Genomic DNA, 22,050 nt, shown 5'->3' with positions numbered 1-22,050 from the left:
ATGCCCTTGACTTGGGTCACCGGCCCGGGACATAGGCACGATAGAGGGAGAGACGGCTGAGATGCCGAAGATGAAGACGCACAGCGGTGCGAAGAAGCGGTTCCGGGTCACCGGCTCCGGCAAGCTCGTTCGCCGTCGTGCCAACCGTGCGCACTACGCCGAGCACAAGTCGTCGAAGTTCATGCGCCGTCTCAAGTCTGATGTCGTGCTCTCCGATGCCGACTCCAAGAAGATCAAGAAGCTGCTCGCTAAGTAACCGGCCCCCGGGGAGATAGATTCACATGGCACGCGTCAAGCGGGCGATCAACGCCAAGAAGAAGCGCAAGGTCGTTCTCGAGCGGGCGAAGGGCTACCGGGGTCAGCGATCCAGGCTGTACCGCAAGGCCAAGGAGCAGATGCTCCACTCGATGACCTACGCCTACCGCGACCGCAAGGATCGCAAGGGCACCTTCCGCCGTCTCTGGATCCAGCGCATCAACGCCGCTGCCCGCCAGAACGGCATCACGTACAACCGGCTCATCCAGGGTCTGCGCCTCGCCTCCATCGAGGTCGACCGCAAGATCCTCGCTGACCTCGCGGTCAACGACACCGCCACGTTCGCGACTCTGGTCGAGGCCGCCAAGAAGGCGCTCCCGTCCGACGTGAACGCGCCGGTCGCCGGCTGAGCCGGCACTGACGAATATGCGGCCCGCAGCGATCACGCTGTGGGCCGCATTCGCATTCTTGGGGGACGGGCATGGCCGGATCTGAGCTGACCAACATCAAGTCGCCGCGGGTCAAGGCCGTGCGGCGGCTGACCAAACGGGCCTTCAGGGACCGTGACCGTTCCTTTTTGGCCGAGGGGCCGCAGGCGGTTCGTGAGGCGCTCGCGCTGGACGGCGTCGTCATGGAGCTGTTCGCCACCGCCGACGCCGAGCTGCGGCACGCCGAGATCATCACCGCCGCCACCCTCGCCGGGGTGCCCCTCTTCCGGGCCAGCGGCGAGGTCATGACCGAACTCGCCCAGACCGTCACCCCGCAGGGGCTGCTGGCCGTGTGCCGTTTCGTGCACGTGCCCCTGGAACGCGCCGTGACCGCCGAGGCCAGGCTGGTGGCCGTGCTCGCCCACGTCCGCGACCCCGGCAACGCGGGCACCGTGCTGCGCACGGCCGACGCGGCGGGCGCCGACGCGGTGGTCTTCACCGACGCCTCGGTGGACCCCTACAACGGCAAATGCGTACGGGCCAGCGCCGGCAGCCTGTTCCATCTCCCGGTCACCACGGGGGTCCCGGTGGCGGAGGCCGTACGGAAGCTGAAGGACACCGGGCTGCGGGTGCTCGCCGCCGACGGCGCGGGCAAGCAGACCCTGGACGACGTGGATCTGTCCGGTCCGACCGCGTGGATCTTCGGCAACGAGGCATGGGGACTTCCGGAGGAAATCCTGCGGCTGGCCGACGAGGTGGTGCAGGTGCCCATCTACGGCCGGGCCGAGAGCCTGAACCTCGCGACCGCCGCCGCGGTATGTCTGTACGCATCTGCCCGATCCCAGCGCACCGGTCCCGGTGCTGGGTGAGGCCCCGCGCTCCGGGGCTGCCGTACAACGTGGGAAACCCGCTATTGTCGGCCCTGTAGCGTCGAGGAGGCGGGGTCGTGCACGGCGAACACATCGACGAGCGGAGCGCTGACACCGCGTCTGTGATCGACGTAAACGATCTTCCTGACGGGCTCGTCGTGACCGACAGGGACGGCCATGTGCTGACCGTCAACCGCGCCGCGGCCCGTCTCACGGGCGTCACCCACGATCAGGCCGTCGGCCGGCATCTGCGGGATGTGTTCTCCTTCCGCGACCGCGACGGGCGCGACTGGTGGAAGTGGCTCGACACCTATGGTGGGCTGCCCACCCGCACCCGCCAGCCGGAGCTTTCGCTGCGCACCCCCGGCGGCCAGGAGATGCTCGTGGCCGCGCGTCTGGTGCGCACCCCCGAGCGGGGTGGGGAGATCGTCCGGGTGGTGATCACGCTGCGTGACGCCGGTGCCCGCGCCCGCCTGGAGCGCAGCCGCGCCGACCTGGTCTCCACCGTCGCCCATGAGCTCCGATCCCCGCTGACCAGCGTCAAGGGGTTCACCGCGACCCTCCTGGCCAAGTGGACCCGCTTCACCGATGACCAGAAACTGGTCATGCTGGAGACGGTCAACGCCGACGCCGACCGAGTGACCCGGCTGATCACCGAGCTGCTCGACGTGTCCCGGATCGAGTCCGGGCGGTTGGAGATCCACCGCCAGGTGGTCGACATCCCCGCCAGGATCCGTAAGATCATCGCGGGCCGGGTGGCTGCGGGGGAGCCGGATGACCGTTTCCGGCTGGAGATGGGCGGCGAGCTTCCGGAGACCTGGCTCGACCAGGACAAGATCGATCAGGTGCTGGCCAACCTGATGGAAAACGCGGTGCGTCACGGGCGCGGTACGGTGACAATAAGTGTTGAGCCGAACGAATGGGGAGTGACCGTGTCCGTCCGCGACCAGGGAGAGGGCATCCCGCCCGAGCTGGTCACGCGCGTGTTCCAGCAGTTCTGGCGGGGCAACGCCCGCCGCCGCGGCGGTACCGGTCTCGGCCTGTTCATCGTCAAAGGCCTGATCGAGGCCCACGGCGGCACCATCTCCGTGCAGCGGGGGCCCGAGGGCGGGGCCGAGTTTCGATTTATGGTGCCCACCGGCACCCCTGACTTCGCCTGACGCGGATTCTTGGCCGGTGGGCTTTCCCGACTAGACTCATGGCCGCTCAAGCCCTGGATTCGGAGCTCTCTCTTGTCTAACTACGACCCCGTTGAGGTGACCCCGCTGCACGCCGATGAGATGGCGCGCATGCAGGCCGACGCGCTCGACGCCATCAAGGCGGCGCGCGACCTCGACGAACTCAAGCAGGTACGGCTCACGCACGTCGGTGATCGCTCGCCGATCGCCCTGGCCAACCGTGAGATCGGTGTGTTGCCCCCGGCGGCCCGCGCCGAGGCGGGCAAGCGCATCGGCGGTGCCCGCAAGGCCATCGCCGAAGGCCTCGCCGTGCGCCAGGCCGAGCTGGAGGCCGAGCGCGACGAGCGGGTCCTCGTCGAGGAGACCGTCGACGTCACGCTGCCCTCCGGCCGGGCCCCGCACGGCGCCCGGCACCCGCTGACCACGCTGCAGGAGCGCATCGCCGACGTGTTCGTCGCGATGGGCTACGGGGTGGCCGAGGGGCCCGAGCTGGAAGGGGAGTGGTTCAACTTCGACGCCCTGAACATCTCCCCCGACCATCCGGCGCGTTCCGAGCACGACACCTTCTTCGTGGAGTCCGTCGACTCGGGCAAGGTGCTGCGGACCCAGACCTCCCCGGTGCAGATCCGGACGCTGCTCAGCCGCAAGCCCCCGATCTACGTGATCGCCCCGGGCAAGGTGTTCCGCACCGACGAGCTCGACGCAACCCACACCCCGGTCTTCCACCAGATCGAGGGGCTGGCGATCGACGAGGGCCTGACCATGGCCCACCTCAAGGGCACCCTGGACCGCTTCGCCGAGGTCATGTTCGGCGAGGGCATCACCACCCGGTTCCGGCCGAACTACTTCCCGTTCACCGAGCCCTCGGCCGAGATGGACCTGAAGTGCTTCGTCTGCCGCGGTGACTCCGCGATTCCCGGCAACCCGCCCTGCCGCACCTGCAAGTCGGAGGGCTGGATCGAGTGGGGCGGCTGCGGCATGGTCAACCCGCGGGTGCTCATCGCCTGCGGTGTCGACCCCGGCCGCTACAGCGGCTTCGCCTTCGGCATGGGCGTCGAGCGCACCCTGATGTTCCGCCACAATGCCGAGGACATGCGCGACATGGTCGAGGGAGACGTTCGTTTCACGCTTCCCTTCGGAATGGAGGTCTGATGAAGGTCCCGCTTTCATGGCTGCGGGAGTACGTCGATCTCCCCGCGGTCACCGCTCACGAGGTCGCCGAGAAGCTCACCGCCGCCGGACTCAAGCTGGAGGGCGTCACCTCCTACGGCCACGACATCAAGAACGTGGTCGTCGGCGAGGTGCTCGCGATCGAGCTGCTGGAGGGCTTCAAGAAGCCGATTCGCCACTGCCAGGTCGAGGTGGGGGAGGCCACGCCGCGTGAGATCGTCTGCGGCGCGACCAACTTCGAGGTCGGAGACCGCGTCCCGGTCGCGTTGCCCGGCGCCGTACTGCCCGGTGGGTTCGAGATCGCCTCGCGCAAGACCTACGGACGCCTGTCCGACGGCATGATCTGCTCGGAGGCGGAGCTCGGCATGGCCGACTCCTCGCCCGGCATCCTCGTGCTGCCCAAGGGCACCCCGATCGGCGTCGACGTGGTCGAGTTGCTCGACCTGCGCGACGACGTGATCGAGCTGGAGATCACCCCGGACATCGGCTACGCGCTCTCCATCCGGGGCGTGGCCCGCGAGGCCGCCACCGCCTTCGACTCGGCGTTCCTCGACCCGGCCGACGTCTCGCCGCCCGCCGAGTCCGGTCCGTCCTACCCGGCCTCGATCGCCGATCCGTCGGCGTGCGATCGCTTCGTGCTGCGCGAGATCCGGGGGTTCGACCCCTCGGCCGAGAGCCCGCCGTGGATGCGGGCACGGCTCTCCCGCGCCGGCATGCGCCCGGTCTCGCTGGCCGTGGACGTCACCAACTACGTCATGCTGGAGCTCGGCCAGCCCCTGCACGCCTTCGACGCCACGAAGCTGACCGGCGAGATCGTCGTGCGCAGGGCCGAGCCCGGCGAGACGCTGGAGACGCTCGACCACGTCGTGCGCACGCTCAACCCGGAAGACATCCTGATCACCGATCAGTCGGGTGCGATCTCGATGGCCGGGACCATGGGAGGTCTGCACACCGAGATCTCCGATGACTCCACCGACATCGTGATCGAGGCCGCGCACTTCTCGCCCAGCGGCACCGCCCGCATGTCCCGCCGCCACAACCTGGTCAGCGAGGCGTCCAAGCGCTTCGAGCGGGGCGTGGACCGGGAGCTCCCGCTGCAGGCCTCCTGGCGTGCGGCCCTGCTCCTGGCCGAGCTCGGCGGCGGCACGATCCAGCCGGGCGTGACCCACGCCGCGGCCCCGGTCCGGCCGGTCCACATCCTCATCCCGAGCGGTCATCCCGGGAAGGTCGCCGGGACCACCTATGATCGCGAGACGGTGATCCGCCGCCTGGAGCAGGTCGGCTGCACGGTCGAGAGCGGCGTGGCCGAGAGCCCGGCCGACCCCGGCGAGATCGCCGCGAAGCTCGCGGTCACCGGCGAGGACATGCTGAAGGTCACCCCGCCCTCGTGGCGGCCCGACCTGACCGACCCGAACGACCTCGCCGAGGAGGTCATCCGGCTCGAAGGCTACGAGAACCTGCCCTCGATCCTGCCGACCGCCCCGGCGGGCACCGGTCTCAGCGAGGCTCAGCGGCTGCGCCGCCGGGTCGGCCGGGCGCTGGCCGCCTCCGGCTACGTCGAGACCCTCGCCTACCCGTTCAACGGGGAGCGTGACTTCGACAACCTGCAGCTGCCCGCCGACGACGCGCGCCGCCTGGCCGTACGGCTGGCCAACCCGCTCAGCGAGGACGAGCCGCTGATGCGGACCACCCTGCTGCCGGGCCTGCTCAAGACACTGGTCCGCAACGTGGGCCGGGGCTGGGGCGACGTGGCGCTGTTCGAGATGGGCCTGGTCTACCGCCCGTCGAAGGACGCCCCCGCGGTGGCCCCGGTGCTCGGTGTCGCACACAGGCCGGACGAGCGGGAGCTCGCCTCTATCGAGGCCGCGCTGCCCGCTCAGCCCCTGCGGGTCGGGGTCGTGCTGGCCGGGGAGTTCGACCCGTCGGGCTGGTGGGGCAGGGGCCGCGCCGCCGACTGGGCGGACGCCGTCGAGGCGGCTCGTACGATCGCCCGCGAGGCCGGGGTCACCCTCGACGTCCGCGCCGACCGGCACGAGCCCTGGCACCCGGGCCGCTGCGCCGCCCTGTACGCCGGAGACACGCTCATCGGCCACGCCGGCGAGCTGCACCCGCGCGTCATCGAGGCGTACGGCCTGCCCCCGCGCACCTGCGCGATGGAGCTGGAACTGACCAGGCTGGAGTCGCTGCCGGTCAGCTCGGCGCAGGCACCCGTGATCTCCGCCTACCCGGTCGCGAGCCAGGACGTCGCGCTCATCGTCGACGCGGACACCCCGGTGGCCCCGGTGGAGGCGGCACTGCGTGAGGGGGCGGGCGAGCTCCTGGAGTCCATCCGCCTGTTCGACGTCTACACCGGCGCCCAGGCCGGAGAGGGCAAGAAGTCCCTCGCCTACTCCCTGAGGTTCCGGGCCTCCGACCGTACGCTCACCGTCGAGGAGACCACCGCGGCCCGTGACGCGGCCGTGGCCCTGGCGGGCGAGCGTACCGGAGCCCAGCTCCGCGGCGTCTGACCCACATGTGAGAGGGCCCCCGGCGGCACGGCCGCCGGGGGCCCTCCTGCTCAAACGGAGAGCCGCTCACCGGACGCCACGTGGCCGGTGAGCGATCTCGGCTTCGGCCGGAGACTTCATCCCGGGAGGGGACGATGAGGCATCTGCTGGTGTTCGCCGATCGTGACGACGCCGAGACGGTCGCGGAGACCGTGGGCGAGGAGTTCTTCACGGAGATCGACCCTCCCACGGTGATCAGGGAGACGCTCGCGGGCGAGGACGACGCCGAGGACGCCCAGTGGCTCGTCGTGGTCGAGGACCCCGCCGGCGCCATCGGGCCGGAGGGCCTGGCCCGCTTGGACGCGCTGGCCGAGGAGCACGACGGCTGGCGCGAGACGGAGTGACGGCTCAGAGGCTGTCGATCTCCGTCAGGTCGACGTCGAGGTCGAAGGGGGCCGAGAGCTTGAGCCGGTCGTGGTGGATGCCGGTGAGAACGTAGGAGCGGGCGAGGGGATCGAGCTCGTAGACGTAGATCGCCGGTCTGCCCGACTGGTTCTCGACCAGCCAGAAGTGCTTGATCCCCGCCTGGGCGTACAGCGCCGGTTTGCGATCACGGTCGCGGCTTTCGGACTCAGGGGAGATGACCTCCACCACGAGCACGACATCCTCCGCCCGGTAGGCGGTCTGCTCCGGACTGTGCTCGGCGGAGGCGTGGATGACGCTCACATCCGGCTCAGGCCGCTGCCGCTTGCCCAGTACGACGCTCATCTCCCGGCGCGCACGGAAATCGGCGGGTACGGCCCGGCGCAGGGCGATCATCAGAAGCTCTACCGCGCGCATGTGGAAGGAAGCCTGAGGACTCGCGAAGACCAGGCTTCCATCAATCAACTCTGTGTGTGCGGGCAACTGCGGAATGCGATCGAGGTCTTCCGCGGTGAATCCCCCGGGCGGCGGGAAGGCCCAGTCGGGCAGTGAGGACTCCGTCACCTCAGGGCTCCGTACGTCGACCTTCATGCCCCCACAGTAACAACAGGGCTCCGTTCGGTGAGGATGCTTTCCCGGTGCCCCTCAGGCCTGGGCGAGTTCCTCGCGGCGGGTGCGTTCCCTGATGGCGTGCTCGTCGGTGCGGGCGTCGTAGTTTCTGAACTTCGGCAGCAGCGCGGCCATGGCGACCACCGCGCCGACGCACAGCAGGCCGCCCGCGCCGAGCGAGAAGCGGTTTCCGCCGAGATGGCCCATCAGCCCCGCCCGGGCGTTGCCGATCATCGGGCCGCTGGTGTAGGAGAGCAGCTCGATGCCCGCCAGCCGGCCGCGGAACTCGTCGGGGATGGTCTGGTTCCAGATGGTCGCCCGGAAGACGCCGCTGACCATGTCGGCGGCCCCGGCCAGGGCCAGGCAGGCGAAGATGCCCCAGACGTTCGGCATGACGGACGCCAGCGCCACCGCGGCGCCCCACACGATCGCCGCGACGATCACGCCGAGGCCGTGCCGGTGAACGTGCCTGGTCCAGCCGGAGGTGACCGAAGCGATCAGCGAGCCGACGGCGGAGGCGGAGAAGAACAGGCCCAGCGCCTCCGGGACGCCCAGTTCGTCGGCGAGGAACGGGTACAGCGCGGTGGAGAACGCGAAGACCATCGCGGCGACGTCCACCAGGTAGGTGCCCATCAGGTCAGGACGGCCCACGGCGTAGCGGACCCCGTCGACCAGCGCGCGGATCGACGCCGGAGGCGTGTCCTCGGGTTGCGGGGGAGCCTTCACCATCCAGAGCAGGATCAGGGAGAACAGGAAGGTCGCCACGTTGATGCCGTACGCGGCGGCGACGCCGTACCAGGCCGCGATCAGGCCGCTGAGGCCGGGGGCGACGATGGCGCCGAGGTTCCAGCGGAAGCTGCTCAGCGCGGCGGCCGCGGTGAGCTGGTCGTGCCTCACCACGCGAGGCATCAGCGACTCCAGGCTGGGCCGCTGCAGGCTGCCCAGGCCCGCCGAGAGCGCGCCGACCACGTACAGCACCCAGACCTGGGGATGGGGCAGCACCGCGTTGAGGAGCAGGATCGAGACCGTGAGGCAGAGCCCGACCTCGGTGTAAAGGATGATCTTGCGCCGGTCCAGCGCGTCCGCGATCGCCCCGCCCCAGAGCCCGCACAGCACCATCGGCACGAACTCCACCGCGCTGACCAGGCCGACCGCCAGGTAGGAGCCGGTGAGCTCCTTCATCTGCAGCGGGACGGCGACCAGCGTCAGGAAGGTGCCGAACATCGTGACCACCCCGGAGCCGAAGAGCAGCCGGAAGTCGCGGGAGTCCCGCAGGGGACTGAGATCCATCTTCATGTGACGGATCAGGGTTCTGATCGATCGATCGGGGTTCTCTGGCACGAACAGCCAGTGTCGGCGGTGACCTGCGCCAAATCAAGTGATTTTCCGGCAGGTCACCGCCGGGCGGCGTCAGGAGCCCAGAACCTCCTTGCGAAGGAGGGTCTTGAGGATCTTGCCGCCGGGGTTGCGGGGAAGCTCGCCCTCGCGCACCCAGAACCGGACCGGGATCTTGAAGGCCGCGATCCGCTCGCGCAGGAACGCCTGCAGCTCCTCGGGGGACACCGGTGACGTCAGCCGTACCACCGCGCCGACCTCCTCGCCCAGCTCGTCGTGGGGGATGCCGATCACCGCGACGTCGTCCACCGCGGGGTGTTCGAACAGCGCGGCCTCGACCTCGGCGCAGTAGACGTTCTCGCCGCCGCGGATGACCATGTCCTTGGCGCGGTCCACGATGAACACGAATCCCTCGTCGTCGACCCTGGCCAGGTCGCCGGTGTGCAGCCAGCCGTTCACGAAGGTCTCGGCGGTGGCGTCGGGGCGGTTCCAGTAGCCGAGGATCACGTTCGGGCCGCGCATGCAGAGCTCGCCGATCTCGCCGACGGGCACCTCGTCGCCGGTCGGGTCGGCGATCTTCACCTCGACCACGGCCACCGGCAGGCCGATGCTGTCGGGCTTGGCGAGGTAGTCCGCACCGCTGTTGCCGATGGCGAGCGCGGTGGTCTCGGTCATGCCGTACCCGTTGGAGGGGGCGCGGTTGGGCAGCTGCGTGGTGATGCGCTCCAGGAGCTTCGGCGGGGCGGGGGCGCCGCCGTATCCGAGGCCGACGAGGCTGGAGACGTCGAACTTGGTCAGATCGGGGTGGGACAGGAGCTGCCAGACGTTGGTGGGCACACCGGTCATTCCCGTGATCTTCTCGCGTTCGATCAGCTCCAGCGCCCGTCCCGCGTCCCACTTGTACATCAGCACGACGGTGCCGCCGGTGAACATGGTGGTGGTCATCACCGAGAAGCAGCCGGTGACGTGGAAGAGCGGCACGGTGAGCAGGGTGACGCGGCGCTGCCCGGTCGTCTCCGCCGGGTCCCTGCCCGCCAGGAGCACGGCGCGCATCAGGCTATAGGCGACGGTCATGGGCGACTGGCCGAGGTTGCGATGGCTGCCGAGCGCGCCCTTGGGGCGGCCCGTCGTGCCCGAGGTGTAGAAGATCGTGGCCGGGTCATCGGGGGAGAGTTCGACCGCGGGCAGGGTGACGTCCGCCTCGACCGCGCCCAGCACGTCCTCGAACGAGCGGGCGCCTTCCGGCACCTCGCCCCGGGTCACGATCAGGGACTGTGTCAGGCCGGGCAGTTTGGCCGCGCGCTCACCGTCGGCGATCAGCACCTTGGCCCCGGAGTCCGACAGTCCGTACTCCAGCTCCTGCGTGGTCCACCAGGCGTTGAGCGGTACGGCTATCGCCCCGGCCGCCAGCGTGGCGGAGAAGGCGATCACCCACTCCGGATAGTTGCGCATGGCGACGGCCACCCGGTCGCCCTTGACGATGCCGTACTCCTCCACCAGGCGCCGCGCCAGCGTGGCCACCCGCCGGAAGTGCTCCTCGTAGGTGAGGTGCTCCTCTTCGTATGACAGGAAGATCTTGTCTCCATGGAGCCGGCTTGTCTCGAGGAGCGCGCGGAAGTCGCCGGGGGCGTGTTTCCAGGTCTTGACGGTCCCGCCGTGGCTGGGGACGTCGTCCATCTCGAAAAGCTGCCCGGGGCCGGTGAGCTGGGCCTGGACCTGGTCATGGGTGACAGTCATACGTTGATACTCCCGGGGGCGGAGGGGCCGGAAACGTCACGATACCGACCGGTAGGTACGTACAACAGTGCCCGAACGCGACTGGTGATTTCCAGTTCGAGGTCATAAATAGAGAAAAATCCTATTTGTAGTGCTTTGACCGGCCGAGGCGCGAGCGGTTGCCGGAGGCCTCCCTCTTTCGAGACTTGCATGACAATCCTTGGCGATGCATAATCTCTCTAGTAAGTTCATGAGAACGTACGCATAAACATGCAGACTTGAGGGGGATGGATGAGAGCGGCCATCGTAGGCGCGAGCGGTTATGCCGGAGGTGAGCTCCTGCGCCTGCTGCTGTCCCATCCCGAGATCGAGATCGGCGCGCTGACCGCGAAATCCAGCGCGGGCACCGCTCTGGGCGCCCACCAGCCCCACTTGGCCCCGCTGGCCGACCGGATCCTGCTCGACACCACCGCCGACGCCCTCACCGGTCACGACCTCGTCTTCCTCGCCCTCCCGCACGGCCAGTCGGCCGCCGTCGCCGAGCAGCTCGGCCCGGACACGCTGGTCGTCGACTGCGGCGCGGACTTCCGCCTGTCCGACCCCGCCGCCTGGGACCACTTCTACGGCGGCGTCCACGCCGGCACCTGGCCGTACGGCCTGCCCGAGCTGCCGGGCCAGCGCGACCGGCTCCGCGGCACCTCGCGGATCGCCGTCCCCGGATGCTTCCCGACGGCCGTCACCCTGGCGATGTTCCCCGCCTTCGCCGCCGGTCTCGTCGAGCCCGACGTGGTCGTGGTCGCCGCCACCGGTACCAGCGGGGCGGGCAAGTCGCTCAAGCCGAACCTGCTGGGCAGCGAGGTGATGGGCTCGGTCAGCGCGTACGGCGTCGGCGGTGTCCACCGGCACATCCCCGAGATGGAGCAGAACCTCTCCCCGCTGGCGGGCGAGCCGGTGAAGGTCTCCTTCACCCCCATGCTGGCCCCGATGAGCCGTGGCATCCTCGCCACCTGCACGGCGCCTGCCAGGGCGGACCTCACCTCGCAGGCCCTGCGTGAGGCCTACGAGATCGCGACCAAGGACGAGCCGTTCCTGCGGCTGCTGCCCCAGGGGCAGCAGCCCGCGACCTCGATGACCCTCGGCGCCAACACCGCCGTCCTCCAGGTCGCCCTGGATGAGCGCGCCGGACGCGTCGTTGTTGTCATCGCCCTCGACAACCTGACCAAGGGAACCGCGGGCGGCGCGATCCAGAGCGCCAACCTCGCCCTCGGCCTGTCAGAAGATCTCGGCCTTCCTCTCAATGGAGTTGCCCCATGAGTGTGACCGCCCCCCTCGGCTTCCGGGCGGCGGGTGTCGACGCCGGAATCAAGTCCGGTGTCGCCCGCGACCTGGCACTACTCGTCAACGACGGCCCCTCGCGCGCCGCGGCCGGTGTTTTCACCGCCAACCGCGTGAAGGCCGCGCCGGTCCTGTGGTCCCAGCAGGTGCTGGCCGGAGGCCGGGTCCACGCGGTGATCCTCAACTCCGGCGGGGCCAACGCCTGCACGGGACCGCTCGGCTTCCAAGACACCCACGCCACCGCGGAGAAGGTCGCCGAGGCGCTGGCGGAGTCGGCCGGCGAGATCGCGGTCTGCTCCACCGGCCTGATCGGTGAGCGACTGCCGATGGACGCCCTGCTGGGCGGGGTGGACCTCGCGGTCTCCCAGCTCGCCAGGGACGGCGGCCTGGCCGCCGCGGACGCCATCCGCACCACCGACACCGTCTCCAAGATCTCCTTCAAACGGGGCGAGGGCGGCTACATGGTCGGCGGCATGGCCAAGGGCGCGGGCATGCTCGCCCCCGGCCTGGCCACCATGCTGTGCGTGATCACCACCGACGCCGACCTGCCCGCCGCCCAGCTCGACGCGGTGCTCCGCAACGTGACGAGGGTCACCTTCGACCGGCTCGACGCCGACGGCTGCATGTCCACCAACGACACCGTGCTGCTCCTGGCCAGTGGCGCCTCGGGGGTCGTCCCGGACCTCGGCGAGTTCGAGCAGATGGTCCACGCCGTCTGCGCCGACCTCAGCCGCCAGCTCCTGGTGGACGCCGAGGGCGCCAGCAAGGCGATCGCCATCGAGGTCGTCGGCGCGGTGTCGGAGGACGACGCCGTGACCGTCGCCCGCGCCGTCTCCCGTTCGAATCTCTTCAAGTGCGCCATCCACGGGGAGGACCCCAACTGGGGCCGGGTGCTGTCGGCGGTCGGCACCACCGACGCGGTCTTCGAGGTCGACCGGCTCAACGTGGCCATCAACGGCATCTGGATCTGCCGGGGCGGCGCCGCCGGGGACGACCGGTCCAAGGTCGACCTGAGCCCCCGCGATGTGACGATCACCATCGACCTGTCGGCGGGCCCGCACTCGGCGACGGTCCACACCACCGACCTCACCGCGGCCTACGTCCTCGAGAACTCGGCGTACTCGTCATGAGGACCGCCGACGCCCTGGTCAAGGCCCACACGCTGATCGAGGCGCTGCCCTGGCTGGCCCGCTTCCACGGGGCGACCGTCGTCATCAAGTACGGCGGCAACGCGATGACCGAGGAGCACCTGCGCGAGAAGTTCGCCGAGGACGTCGTCTTCCTGCGGTACGCGGGGCTCAAGCCGGTGATCGTGCACGGAGGCGGCCCGCAGATCAACGCCCAGCTCGACAGGCTGGGCATCGAGTCCACCTTCACCGCCGGACTCAGGGTCACCAGCCCCGAGGCCATGCAGGTCGTCAGGATGGTCCTGGTCGGGCAGGTCAACCGGGACGTGGTCGGCCTGATCAACCGGCACGGGCCGTTCGCGATCGGCATGTCCGGCGAGGACGCCCACCTGTTCACCGCGGTCCGCAAGCACGCCGTCGTCGACGGCGTCACGGTGGACATCGGCCAGGTCGGCGACATCGTCAGGGTCGAGGCCGGAGCCGTGCGGGCGCTGCTGGACGACGGGCGCATCCCGGTGATCTCCTCGATCGCGCGCAGCGACGACGGCACCGTCTACAACGTCAACGCCGACACCGCCGCCGCGGCCCTCGCCGTGGCGCTGCAGGCGTCCAAGCTGATCGTCCTGACCGACGTCGAGGGGCTCTACCGCGACTGGCGTCCCGGAACCGACGGCGTGACCGTCGCGAAGGACGGGAGCGATGCGGCAGGCATGAACGGCGCGACCGGCGGGGATGAAGCGGGTGACGCGGGATCAACCCAGGTCAACGTGGTGATCGGCGAACTCTTCGCCACCGAGTTGGAAGAACTCCTGCCGAGCCTGTCCAGCGGCATGGTGCCCAAGATGGAGGCGTGTCTGACCGCCGTCCAGGGCGGCGTGCCCCAGGCACATGTGCTCGACGGCAGGGTGTCCCACTCGGTGCTGCTGGAGATCTTCACCGACCAGGGCGTCGGAACCATGGTGCTGCCGGACATCGCCGAGACGGCCGATACGGCCAAGACGGCAGCGGTACCCAATCTGGTCAAGCGGGGGCCGGCGGCCCCCGTTCAGCTGAACGGGAGTGACGAGTGAGCCTGTACGAGCGTCCGGTCGGAGACGCGCTCAGCAAGCGCTTCGAGGCCGCCTTCATGCCGAACTACGGGGTGCCCCCGCTGGCGCTGGCGCGCGGCGAGGGCTCGAAGGTCTGGGATGTCGACGGCGGTGAATATCTCGACCTCATCGGCGGCATCGCGGTCAGCTCACTCGGCCACGCCCACCCGGCGCTGGTCGAGGCCGTGTCCAGACAGGTCGCCACGCTCGCGCACACCAGCAACCTGTTCCTGCACGAGCCCGAGGTGCTGCTCGCCGAACGGCTGCTCGACCTGCTCGCCGCTCCGGGCAGGGTGTTCTTCACCAACTCCGGCACCGAGGCCAACGAGGCCGCCCTGAAACTGGCCGTCAAGTACGGCAAGACGAACGGCCGCACCTACTTCGTGGCCGCCGAGAACTCCTTCCACGGCCGGACTCTCGGGGCACTCGCGCTGACCGGTAAGGCGTCGATCCGCGACCAGTTCGGCCCGTTCCCGGTGGACGTCCGGTTCGTCCCGTACGGCGACGCCGAGGCACTGAAGAGCGCGGTCACCGAAGAGTGCGCCGCGGTCTTCATGGAGCCGACCCAGGGCGAGGCCGGGGTCGTGCCCCCGCCGGCGGGCTACTTCAAGGCCGTCAGGGAGATCTGCGACGCGAACGGCGCGCTGCTGGTGGCCGACGAGATCCAGTCGGCGATCGGCCGCACCGGACACTGGTTCGCCCACCAGCACGAAGGGGTCCTGCCCGACGTGCTGACCCTGGCCAAGGGCCTCGGCGGCGGCATGCCGATCGGCGCCTGCATCGGCTTCGGCCCGGCGGGCACGATCTTCGCCAAGGGCGATCACGGATCCACCTTCGGGGGCAACCCCGTCTCGGCCGCCGCGGCGCTCGCCGTACTCGACACGATCGAGAAGGACGGCCTGCTGGAGCACGTCCGGACGGTCGGCGCCCAGCTCGCCGACGGGATCGCCGCGACGGGCCACCCGCTGCTGGCGGGGGTCCGCGGCCGCGGCCTGTGGCTGGGCGTCCTGCTGACCGCCGACCGCTCCGCGCAGGTCCAGGCCGCGGCGCAGGGGGCGGGCTTCCTGGTCAACGCCCTCCAGCCCGACGTCGTACGGCTCGCGCCGCCGCTGGTGATCACTTCCGGTCAGGTCGCCGCCTTCGTGGCCGCCCTCCCCGCGATCCTTGACGAGGCCGCCGATGCCTAGGAACCACGCGGAATCCGCGCACGTCAGGCACTTCCTGAGGGACGACGACCTGTCGCCCGCCGAGCAGGCCCAGGTGCTCGACCTGGCCGACGCCATCAAGAAGGACCGGTACGGCTACCGGCCCTTCGAGGGTCCGCAGACGGTCGCCGTGCTCTTCGACAAGCCGTCCACCCGGACCCGCGTCTCCTTCGCGACCGGCATCGGCGAGCTCGGCGGGCTGCCCCTGATCATCGACGCCGGCACCTCCCAGATGGGCCGGGGCGAGTCCATCGAGGACACCGCCCGGTTCCTCGGACGCCAGGTCGGCGCCATCGTGTGGCGGACCGCGGGGCAGGAGAGGATCGAGGCCATGGCCTCGGCATCCTCGGTGCCGGTGGTGAACGCGCTCACCGACGAGTTCCACCCCTGCCAGATCCTCGCCGACCTGCAGACCATCAGGGAACGCTTCGGCAGGGTCGACGGGCTCACCCTCGCCTACTTCGGAGACGGCGCCAACAACATGGCCCACTCCTACCTGCTCGGCGGTGCCGTCGCCGGTATGCACGTGCGGATCGCCGCCCCCGCCGGATACCTGCCCGATTCGGAGATCCTCCGGCGAGCCGGTGAGATCGCGGTGCGGACCGGCGGGTCGGTCGCCGTGCTGTCCGACGCGGGCGAGGCCGCGGCCGGCGCGGACGTGATCGCCACCGACACCTGGGTCTCGATGGGCCAGGACGGCAAGGAGCAGCGGATCGCCGACCTGATGCCCTTCCAGGTCAACGCCGAGCTGATGGGCCGGGCGGCCCCCGGCGCGATCCTCCTGCACTGCCTGCCCGCCTACCGGGAGCTGGAGGTCACCGCCGACGTCCTCGACGGCCCGCAGAGCGTGGTGTGGGATCAGGCGGAGAACCGGCTGCACGCCCAGAAGGCCCTGCTGTCCTGGCTGGTCTCGGCGACCGCGCCGGCCTCGGCGATCGATCTGCTCTCGGCCACCGAGCTGGTCGGAGTGGCCGGGGTGGTATCGCCGGCCTCGCCGACGGAGCGGGGCGAGGACGCCGGCGGTCGCGGCACATCTCCCGGCAGACCCGGGGAGGAGCCCACATGACGATCCCCATGACCAAGGTCGCCCGCCAGGCGCGGATCGCCGACCTCCTGGGAAGGCAGCCGGTCAGGTCGCAACCCGAGCTGGCCAAACTCCTGCTGGAGAGCGGGGTCGAGGTCACCCAGGCCACCCTCTCGCGGGACCTCGACGAGCTCGGCGCGCTCAAGCTACGCGCGGAGGACGGTTCCCTGGTCTACGCCCTGCCCGGCGAGGGCGGGGGCCGGATACGGCTGACCAGGCTCGGCACGGGAGAGTCTCCGGCCGCCAGATTGAGCCGGTTCGCGGAGGAACTGCTCGTCTCCGCCGAGGCGTCCGCCAACCTGGTGATCGTCCGCACGCCACCGGGCGCCGCCCAGTTCCTCGCCTCCGCCATCGACCACGCCGACTGGGAGTCCATCCTCGGCACGGTGGCCGGAGACGACACGATCCTCGTCATCAGCCGTGACCCGATGGGTGGGGCCTCGGTCGCCGAAGGGCTGCTCCGGCATGCCGACCGACGTACGCAGCCCGTTCAGGCGGGCGACCCCCGGCATCATCTGGCACCTGTGACAAAAGATTTTGGAGAGATTGATCATGACTGACCGGGTCGTACTCGCCTTCTCCGGAGGCCTCGACACCTCCGTGGCCATTCCCTTCCTCGCCGAGAAGACCGGGGCGGAGGTCATCGCGGTGGCCGTCGACGTCGGCCAGGGCGGCGAGGACATGGAGGTCATCCGTAAGCGGGCCATCGACTGCGGTGCCATCGAGTCAATCGTCGTCGACGCCCGCGAGGAGTTCGCCACCGACTTCTGCGTGCCCGCCCTGCAGGCCAACGCCCTCTACATGGACCGCTACCCGCTGGTCTCCGCGCTGTCGCGGCCGCTGATCGTCAAGCACCTGGCCGACGCGGCCAAGCAGTACGGCGGCACCCACGTCTCGCACGGCTGCACCGGCAAGGGCAACGACCAGGTCCGCTTCGAGGCCGGCCTGGCCGCACTCTTCCCCGAGCTCAAGGTCATCGCCCCCGCCCGCGACTACGCGTGGACCCGGGACAAGGCGATCACCTACGCCGAGGAGCGGAACCTCCCGATCGAGACCAGCAAGAAGAACCCGTACTCGATCGACCAGAACATCTGGGGCCGGGCCGTCGAGACCGGCTTCCTCGAGGACATCTGGAACGGCCCCGTCGAGGACGTCTACTCCTACACCGCCGACCCGTCCCAGCCGCGCGAGGCCGACGAGGTCATCGTCAGCTTCGTCAAGGGCGTCCCGGTGGCGCTGGACGGCCGGCACCTGACCCCGTTCCAGATCATCGCCGAGCTCAACCGGCGGGCGGGCGCCCAGGGCATCGGCCGCCTCGACATGGTCGAGGACCGGCTCGTCGGCATCAAGTCCCGCGAGGTCTACGAGGCGCCGGGCGCCATCACGCTGATCACCGCGCACATGGAGCTGGAGAATGTCACCGTCGAGCGCGACCTCGCCCGGTTCAAGCGGTCGGTGGACCAGCGCTGGGGCGAGCTCGTCTACGACGGCCTCTGGTTCTCCCCCCTGAAGAAGGCCCTGGACGTCTTCATCGCCGAGGCGCAGGAGCACGTCACCGGTGAGATCCGGATGACCCTGCACGGCGGCCGGGCCACGGTCACCGGCAGGCGCTCCGAGGCCTCCCTGTACGACTTCAACCTCGCCACCTACGACACCGGCGACACCTTCGACCAGTCCCTGGCCAAGGGCTTCGTCGAGCTGTGGAGCCTGCCCTCCAAGATTGCGTCGGCCCGGGACTCCCGGCTGGCCTGATTGGGCTAAGGTCGCGGATTGAATGAGGAGGAGAACAACGGTGACTGATGGTGGTAAGCCGATGCGGCTGTGGGGCGGCCGGTTCGAAGGAGGTCCGGCCGACGCGCTGACCAGGCTCTCGGTAAGTGTGCACTTCGACTGGCGGCTCGTGCCGTACGACCTGCTGGCCTCGCGCGCGCACGCCCGGGTGCTGCACCGCGCGAACCTGCTCACCGACGACGAGCTGGGGCGCATGCTCGGTGCGCTGGACGATCTGGAGCGGGCCTGCAAGACGGGCGAGTTCCGGCCGACCGTGGCCGACGAGGACGTCCACACCGCGCTGGAGCGCGGTCTGCTGGAGCGCCTCGGCACGCTCGGCGGCAAGCTCCGCGCCGGTCGGAGCCGCAACGACCAGGTCGCCACCGATCTGCGGCTCTACCTCCGCGACCACGTCAGGCACATCGTGTCCCGGCTGGTCGAGCTGGAGACCGCGCTGATGAGCCAGGCCGAGGAGCACGCCGAGACGGCGGCCCCCGGCATGACCCACCTGCAGCACGCCCAGCCGGTCTCCTTCGGGCATCAGCTCCTGGCCCACGTGCACGCCTTCGCCCGCGACATCGAGCGGCTGCGCGACTGGGACAAGCGCGCGGCCGTCTCCCCGCTCGGCTCCGGCGCGCTGGCAGGCTCGTCCCTGCCGCTGGACCCGCAGGCGGTGGCGCGGGAGCTCGGGTTCGACTCCGCCGCGCCCAACTCGATGGACGCGGTCGCCGATCGTGACTTCGCCGCCGAGTTCCTGTTCGACGCGGCGATGATCGGCATGCACCTGTCGCGGCTGGGCGAGGAGATCGTCCTGTGGGCCTCCCAGGAGTTCCGCTGGATCGAGATGGACGACGCCTACTCCACGGGCTCGTCGATCATGCCGCAGAAGAAGAACCCGGACGTCGCCGAGCTCGCCCGGGGCAAGAGCGGCCGTCTCATCGGCAACCTGGTGGCGCTGCTGACGACCCTCAAGGGCCTGCCGCTGACCTACAACCGTGACCTGCAGGAGGACAAGGAGCCGGTGTTCGACTCCGTGGACACCCTCCTGCTGGTCCTGCCCGCCGTGGCCGGCCTGGTCGCCACCATGCGCGTCAACACCGCCAAGATGGAGGCCTCGGCCCCCGACGGGTTCGCGCTGGCCACCGACCTGGCCGAACTTCTGGTCCGCAGGGGCGTGGTCTTCCGCGAGGCGCACGAGGCGGTCGGTCACCTGGTCGTCTGGTGCCAGGTCAACGACAAGACCTTCGACGAGCTCACCGACGAGGAGCTGGCCAAGGTCTCGCCGCACTTCACGCCGGACTCGCGGGAGGTGCTCTCGGTGCCGGGCGCCCTCGCGGCCCGCAAGGCGCACGGCGGCACCGCCCCCGACAGGGTCAGGGACCAGCTCACCGAGCTGCGCGAGGTCGTTGACGCACAGGCGGCCTGGGCGAGCGGAAACTGATTCTCATCGATGTCCGCAGACGGTTCACCGATGATCCGCTAGCGTCCATCCATGGTCACGCTCATGCCCGCTGACGGATCCGGTGAGCACCCGCTCGCCGGATCCGCGCCCTTGACGCGGGAGTTCTTCGACCGGCCGACGCACGAGGTCGCCCCGGACCTGCTGGGGCGGGTGTTCGTGCACGGGCCGGTCGCGGTGCGTCTCACCGAGGTCGAGGCGTACGGCATGCCGGGGGAGGACCCCGCCTCCCACACCTATCGCGGCCGGACGCCCCGCAACGCGGTGATGTTCGGACCACCGGGCCACCTGTACGTCTATTTCACGTACGGCATGCATTTCTGTGCCAACCTCACCTGTCTGCCCGAGGGAATCGGCTCGGGGGTGCTGCTCCGGGCCGGGGAGGTGATCTCCGGCATCGAGGTCGCCTTGGCCCGCCGGAGCGCGGGCGCGAGCCGTACGGTCGCCGAACGCGACCTCGCCCGCGGGCCCGCACGCCTGGCCGTGGCACTCGGCCTCGCGAGGGAGCAGAACGGGCTCGATGCCTGTGTGCCCGGTCCGATCTCCGTACGGGCGGGCGAACCGGCCACGGCAGGATCGATCATGTCGGGGCCGCGCACGGGGATCTCGTCGGGCAGGGAGACGCCCTGGCGCTTCTGGATCGACGGAGATCGCACTGTCTCGCCGTACCGGCCGCATGTCCCGCGCCGCCGGTAGGCACATCCGCCCATACCCGCTGGTCCTCTCGCCCGGGGGAGAGTTTTCGGGTGGCGGAACGAGGCCGTGATCGGGCAGGGTAGTACGACAGCGGTATATGTCCCTTCGAGCATTGGAAAGCAAGGATCGTGACCGACATTCTGGATGACCTCGCCTGGCGCGGCCTGATCGCGCAATCCACCGATATCGACGCCCTGCGCGCGGCGATGGCCGAGGGTCCGATCACGGTCTATTGCGGCTTCGACCCGACCGCGCCCTCGCTCCACGTCGGCAACCTGGTCCCGTTGCTGACCCTCACCCGTCTGCAGAGGGCGGGCCACCGGGTTGTCGGGCTGGTGGGCGGCGCGACAGGGCTGATCGGCGACCCCAGCGGCCGGAGCACCGAGCGCTCGCTCAACTCCTCGGACGTCGTGGCCGAATGGGTCGAGCGGATCCGGGTCCAGGTGGAGAAGTTCATCGACTTCTCGGACGAGAAGACCGGCATCCTGGTCAGCAATCTCGACTGGACCGAGGGCATGTCCGCGATCGACTTCCTCCGTGACGTCGGCAAGCACTTCCCGGTCAACCGCATGCTCGCCCGCGAATCGGTCTCCGCCCGCCTCGGCGGTGACGGGCTCAGCTACACCGAGTTCAGCTACCAGATCCTGCAGGCCAACGACTACCTGGAGCTGAACAGGCGGCACGGCTGCACGCTGCAGATCGGCGGCAGCGACCAGTGGGGCAACATCACCGCGGGAACCGATCTCATTCGCAGGGTGACCGGAAACCACGTGCACGCCCTCACCGTGCCGCTGATCACCAAGGCTGACGGCACCAAGTTCGGCAAGACGGCCGGCGGTGCGGTCTGGCTCAACCCGGAGATGACCTCGCCGTACGCGTTCTACCAGTTCTGGTTGAACGCCGACGACCGCGACGTGGTGAAGTTCCTCAAGATCTACAGCTTCAGGTCCCGCGAGGAGATCGAGGAGCTGGAGAAGGCATCCTCCGAGCGGCCCGCCGCGCGTGCGGCTCAGCGCGCGCTCGCCCAGGAGTTCACCACGCTGCTGCACGGCGCGGAGGAGTGTGACGCGGTGATCGCGGCCTCGGCGGCCCTGTTCGGCCAGGGGTCGCTGGAGGACCTGCCCGCACGGACCCTGGGGGAGGCCCTCGCCGAGGTGCCGCGCGCGGAGGTGCCGGGGCTGGGCGCGTCGATCGTCGACCTGCTCGCCGAGAGCGGCCTGGTCAACTCGAAGTCCGAGGCCCGCCGCGCGGTGAAGGAGGGCGGTGCCTACCTCAACAACGTCAAGGTCACCGACGAGACGTACGTGCCCTCGACGGAGGACCTCCTGCACGGCCGCTTCCTGGTGCTGCGCCGGGGCAAGCGCTCCGTCGGCGGTGTCGAGATCGTCGCGGCTTGATGCCTTCACGGGGCTGAAGCACTGATTCTTTGTCTATTTGGTCGGCGCCCCGGTTTCGGCCGGGGCGCTTGCCGTTGAGCGGGTAACGTTCAGGTAGCGAACGGCGCGGTTTTTCTTGAATAATGGCGCTGACCTGCATGTTCTTGATGCGGGGTTGATTTGACGAGGTTACGAGGGCCGCCTAGTGTTCTCAATGCCCCGGGAGCGAGCCGGACGCCGAATCGGCGGACGGGCCCCAGGGAGCCCCTCACTGAACGAACCTCAGCGTTCGGCCTCTGTTTGGATCACTGGAAAATCGGTTGATTTGGCATGGCTTGGATGTCACGGTAGGTTTAGAGGGTTGCCCTGGAAGCAGGGCGGTCGAGATCCTAACGGATTCGACGGGATAAGCGGAAACGGTGCGAACGGCGCTGGTTTCCC

Annotated in this window: 20 protein-coding genes; 17 read left to right on the top strand and 3 right to left on the bottom strand. The window is 69.6% G+C overall.

Going from position 1 to position 22,050, the window contains the following annotated elements:
- Positions 1-61 precede the first annotated feature (61 nt).
- From rpmI to CHC08_RS29705, 7 genes are all read left to right on the top strand, one after another.
- The gene (gene rpmI, locus CHC08_RS29735) at positions 62-256 is read left to right on the top strand and encodes a 50S ribosomal protein L35 (protein WP_089210686.1); all 195 of its coding nucleotides are present in this window, start codon (positions 62-64) and stop codon (positions 254-256) included.
- A gap of 25 nt (positions 257-281) precedes the next feature.
- Entirely contained in the window at positions 282-665 is a 384-nt protein-coding gene (gene rplT / locus CHC08_RS29730; protein WP_089210685.1) for a 50S ribosomal protein L20, read from the top strand.
- Between the two features lie 71 nt (positions 666-736).
- Positions 737-1,552, top strand: coding sequence for a TrmH family RNA methyltransferase (locus tag CHC08_RS29725; protein ID WP_089210684.1), 816 nt, complete (start codon positions 737-739; stop codon positions 1,550-1,552).
- Positions 1,553-1,629: 77 nt separating this feature from the next.
- Positions 1,630-2,712, top strand: a complete 1,083-nt coding sequence (locus tag CHC08_RS29720; protein WP_089210683.1) for a sensor histidine kinase — start codon at positions 1,630-1,632, stop codon at positions 2,710-2,712.
- 120 nt (positions 2,713-2,832) lie between these two features.
- Entirely contained in the window at positions 2,833-3,882 is a 1,050-nt protein-coding gene (gene pheS / locus CHC08_RS29715) for a phenylalanine--tRNA ligase subunit alpha (protein WP_089210741.1), read from the top strand.
- Positions 3,882-6,407, top strand: coding sequence for a phenylalanine--tRNA ligase subunit beta (gene pheT, locus CHC08_RS29710; RefSeq protein ID WP_089210682.1), 2,526 nt, complete (start codon positions 3,882-3,884; stop codon positions 6,405-6,407). The genes pheS and pheT overlap by 1 nt, the downstream gene beginning before the upstream one ends.
- A 134-nt stretch (positions 6,408-6,541) precedes the next feature.
- Positions 6,542-6,790, top strand: a complete 249-nt coding sequence (locus tag CHC08_RS29705; protein WP_089210681.1) for a hypothetical protein — start codon at positions 6,542-6,544, stop codon at positions 6,788-6,790.
- A 4-nt stretch (positions 6,791-6,794) separates the two neighbouring features.
- On the opposite strand, the gene CHC08_RS29700 is transcribed toward CHC08_RS29705, so the two are convergent.
- The 3 genes from CHC08_RS29700 to CHC08_RS29690 form a co-directional block, all read right to left on the bottom strand.
- Positions 6,795-7,400 carry a Uma2 family endonuclease gene (locus tag CHC08_RS29700; RefSeq protein ID WP_089210680.1) on the bottom strand — a complete coding sequence of 202 codons (606 nt, stop codon included), beginning with the start codon at positions 7,398-7,400 and terminating at the stop codon, positions 6,795-6,797.
- 54 nt (positions 7,401-7,454) lie between these two features.
- Complete coding sequence (locus CHC08_RS29695; RefSeq protein ID WP_245878639.1) at positions 7,455-8,714, bottom strand: MFS transporter; 1,260 nt, start codon at positions 8,712-8,714, stop codon at positions 7,455-7,457.
- Between the two features lie 114 nt (positions 8,715-8,828).
- Positions 8,829-10,490, bottom strand: a complete 1,662-nt coding sequence (locus CHC08_RS29690; RefSeq protein WP_089210679.1) for a class I adenylate-forming enzyme family protein — start codon at positions 10,488-10,490, stop codon at positions 8,829-8,831.
- A gap of 270 nt (positions 10,491-10,760) precedes the next feature.
- Between CHC08_RS29690 and argC the strand changes: the two genes are divergently transcribed.
- The 10 genes from argC to tyrS all read left to right on the top strand — a co-directional run bounded on the left by argC (position 10,761) and on the right by tyrS (position 21,630).
- Entirely contained in the window at positions 10,761-11,783 is a 1,023-nt protein-coding gene (argC, locus tag CHC08_RS29685; RefSeq protein ID WP_089210678.1) for an N-acetyl-gamma-glutamyl-phosphate reductase, read from the top strand.
- On the top strand, positions 11,780-12,934 hold the full coding sequence (gene argJ / locus CHC08_RS29680; RefSeq protein ID WP_089210677.1) for a bifunctional glutamate N-acetyltransferase/amino-acid acetyltransferase ArgJ: 1,155 nt from the start codon (positions 11,780-11,782) through the stop codon (positions 12,932-12,934). Before argC ends, argJ begins: the two co-directional genes overlap by 4 nt.
- Positions 12,931-14,001: an acetylglutamate kinase gene (gene argB, locus CHC08_RS29675; RefSeq protein ID WP_089210676.1), complete on the top strand. Its 1,071-nt coding sequence runs from the start codon at positions 12,931-12,933 to the stop codon at positions 13,999-14,001. Before argJ ends, argB begins: the two co-directional genes overlap by 4 nt.
- Positions 14,002-14,057: 56 nt before the next feature.
- Positions 14,058-15,206, top strand: coding sequence for an acetylornithine transaminase (locus CHC08_RS29670; protein WP_245878646.1), 1,149 nt, complete (start codon positions 14,058-14,060; stop codon positions 15,204-15,206).
- Positions 15,199-16,290, top strand: coding sequence for an ornithine carbamoyltransferase (gene argF, locus CHC08_RS29665; RefSeq protein WP_089210675.1), 1,092 nt, complete (start codon positions 15,199-15,201; stop codon positions 16,288-16,290). The genes CHC08_RS29670 and argF overlap by 8 nt, the downstream gene beginning before the upstream one ends.
- Entirely contained in the window at positions 16,287-16,868 is a 582-nt protein-coding gene (locus CHC08_RS29660) for an arginine repressor (RefSeq protein WP_245878638.1), read from the top strand. The genes argF and CHC08_RS29660 overlap by 4 nt, the downstream gene beginning before the upstream one ends.
- A complete protein-coding gene (locus CHC08_RS29655; protein WP_089210674.1) occupies positions 16,861-18,060 on the top strand; it encodes an argininosuccinate synthase in 1,200 nt (399 codons plus the stop codon). Before CHC08_RS29660 ends, CHC08_RS29655 begins: the two co-directional genes overlap by 8 nt.
- 40 nt (positions 18,061-18,100) lie before the next feature.
- Positions 18,101-19,519 carry an argininosuccinate lyase gene (gene argH, locus CHC08_RS29650; protein WP_245878637.1) on the top strand — a complete coding sequence of 473 codons (1,419 nt, stop codon included), beginning with the start codon at positions 18,101-18,103 and terminating at the stop codon, positions 19,517-19,519.
- Positions 19,520-19,582: 63 nt separating this feature from the next.
- Entirely contained in the window at positions 19,583-20,233 is a 651-nt protein-coding gene (locus CHC08_RS29645; protein WP_089210738.1) for a DNA-3-methyladenine glycosylase, read from the top strand.
- Positions 20,234-20,361: 128 nt separating this feature from the next.
- Complete coding sequence (gene tyrS, locus CHC08_RS29640) at positions 20,362-21,630, top strand: tyrosine--tRNA ligase (protein WP_089210672.1); 1,269 nt, start codon at positions 20,362-20,364, stop codon at positions 21,628-21,630.
- Positions 21,631-22,050 lie beyond the last annotated feature (420 nt).

Source organism: Streptosporangium subroseum, from assembly GCF_900188345.1.
GTDB lineage: Bacteria > Actinomycetota > Actinomycetes > Streptosporangiales > Streptosporangiaceae > Streptosporangium > Streptosporangium subroseum.
Note: the sequence above shows the minus strand (reverse complement) of the source record. Positions and strands in the feature narration are given on the sequence as shown.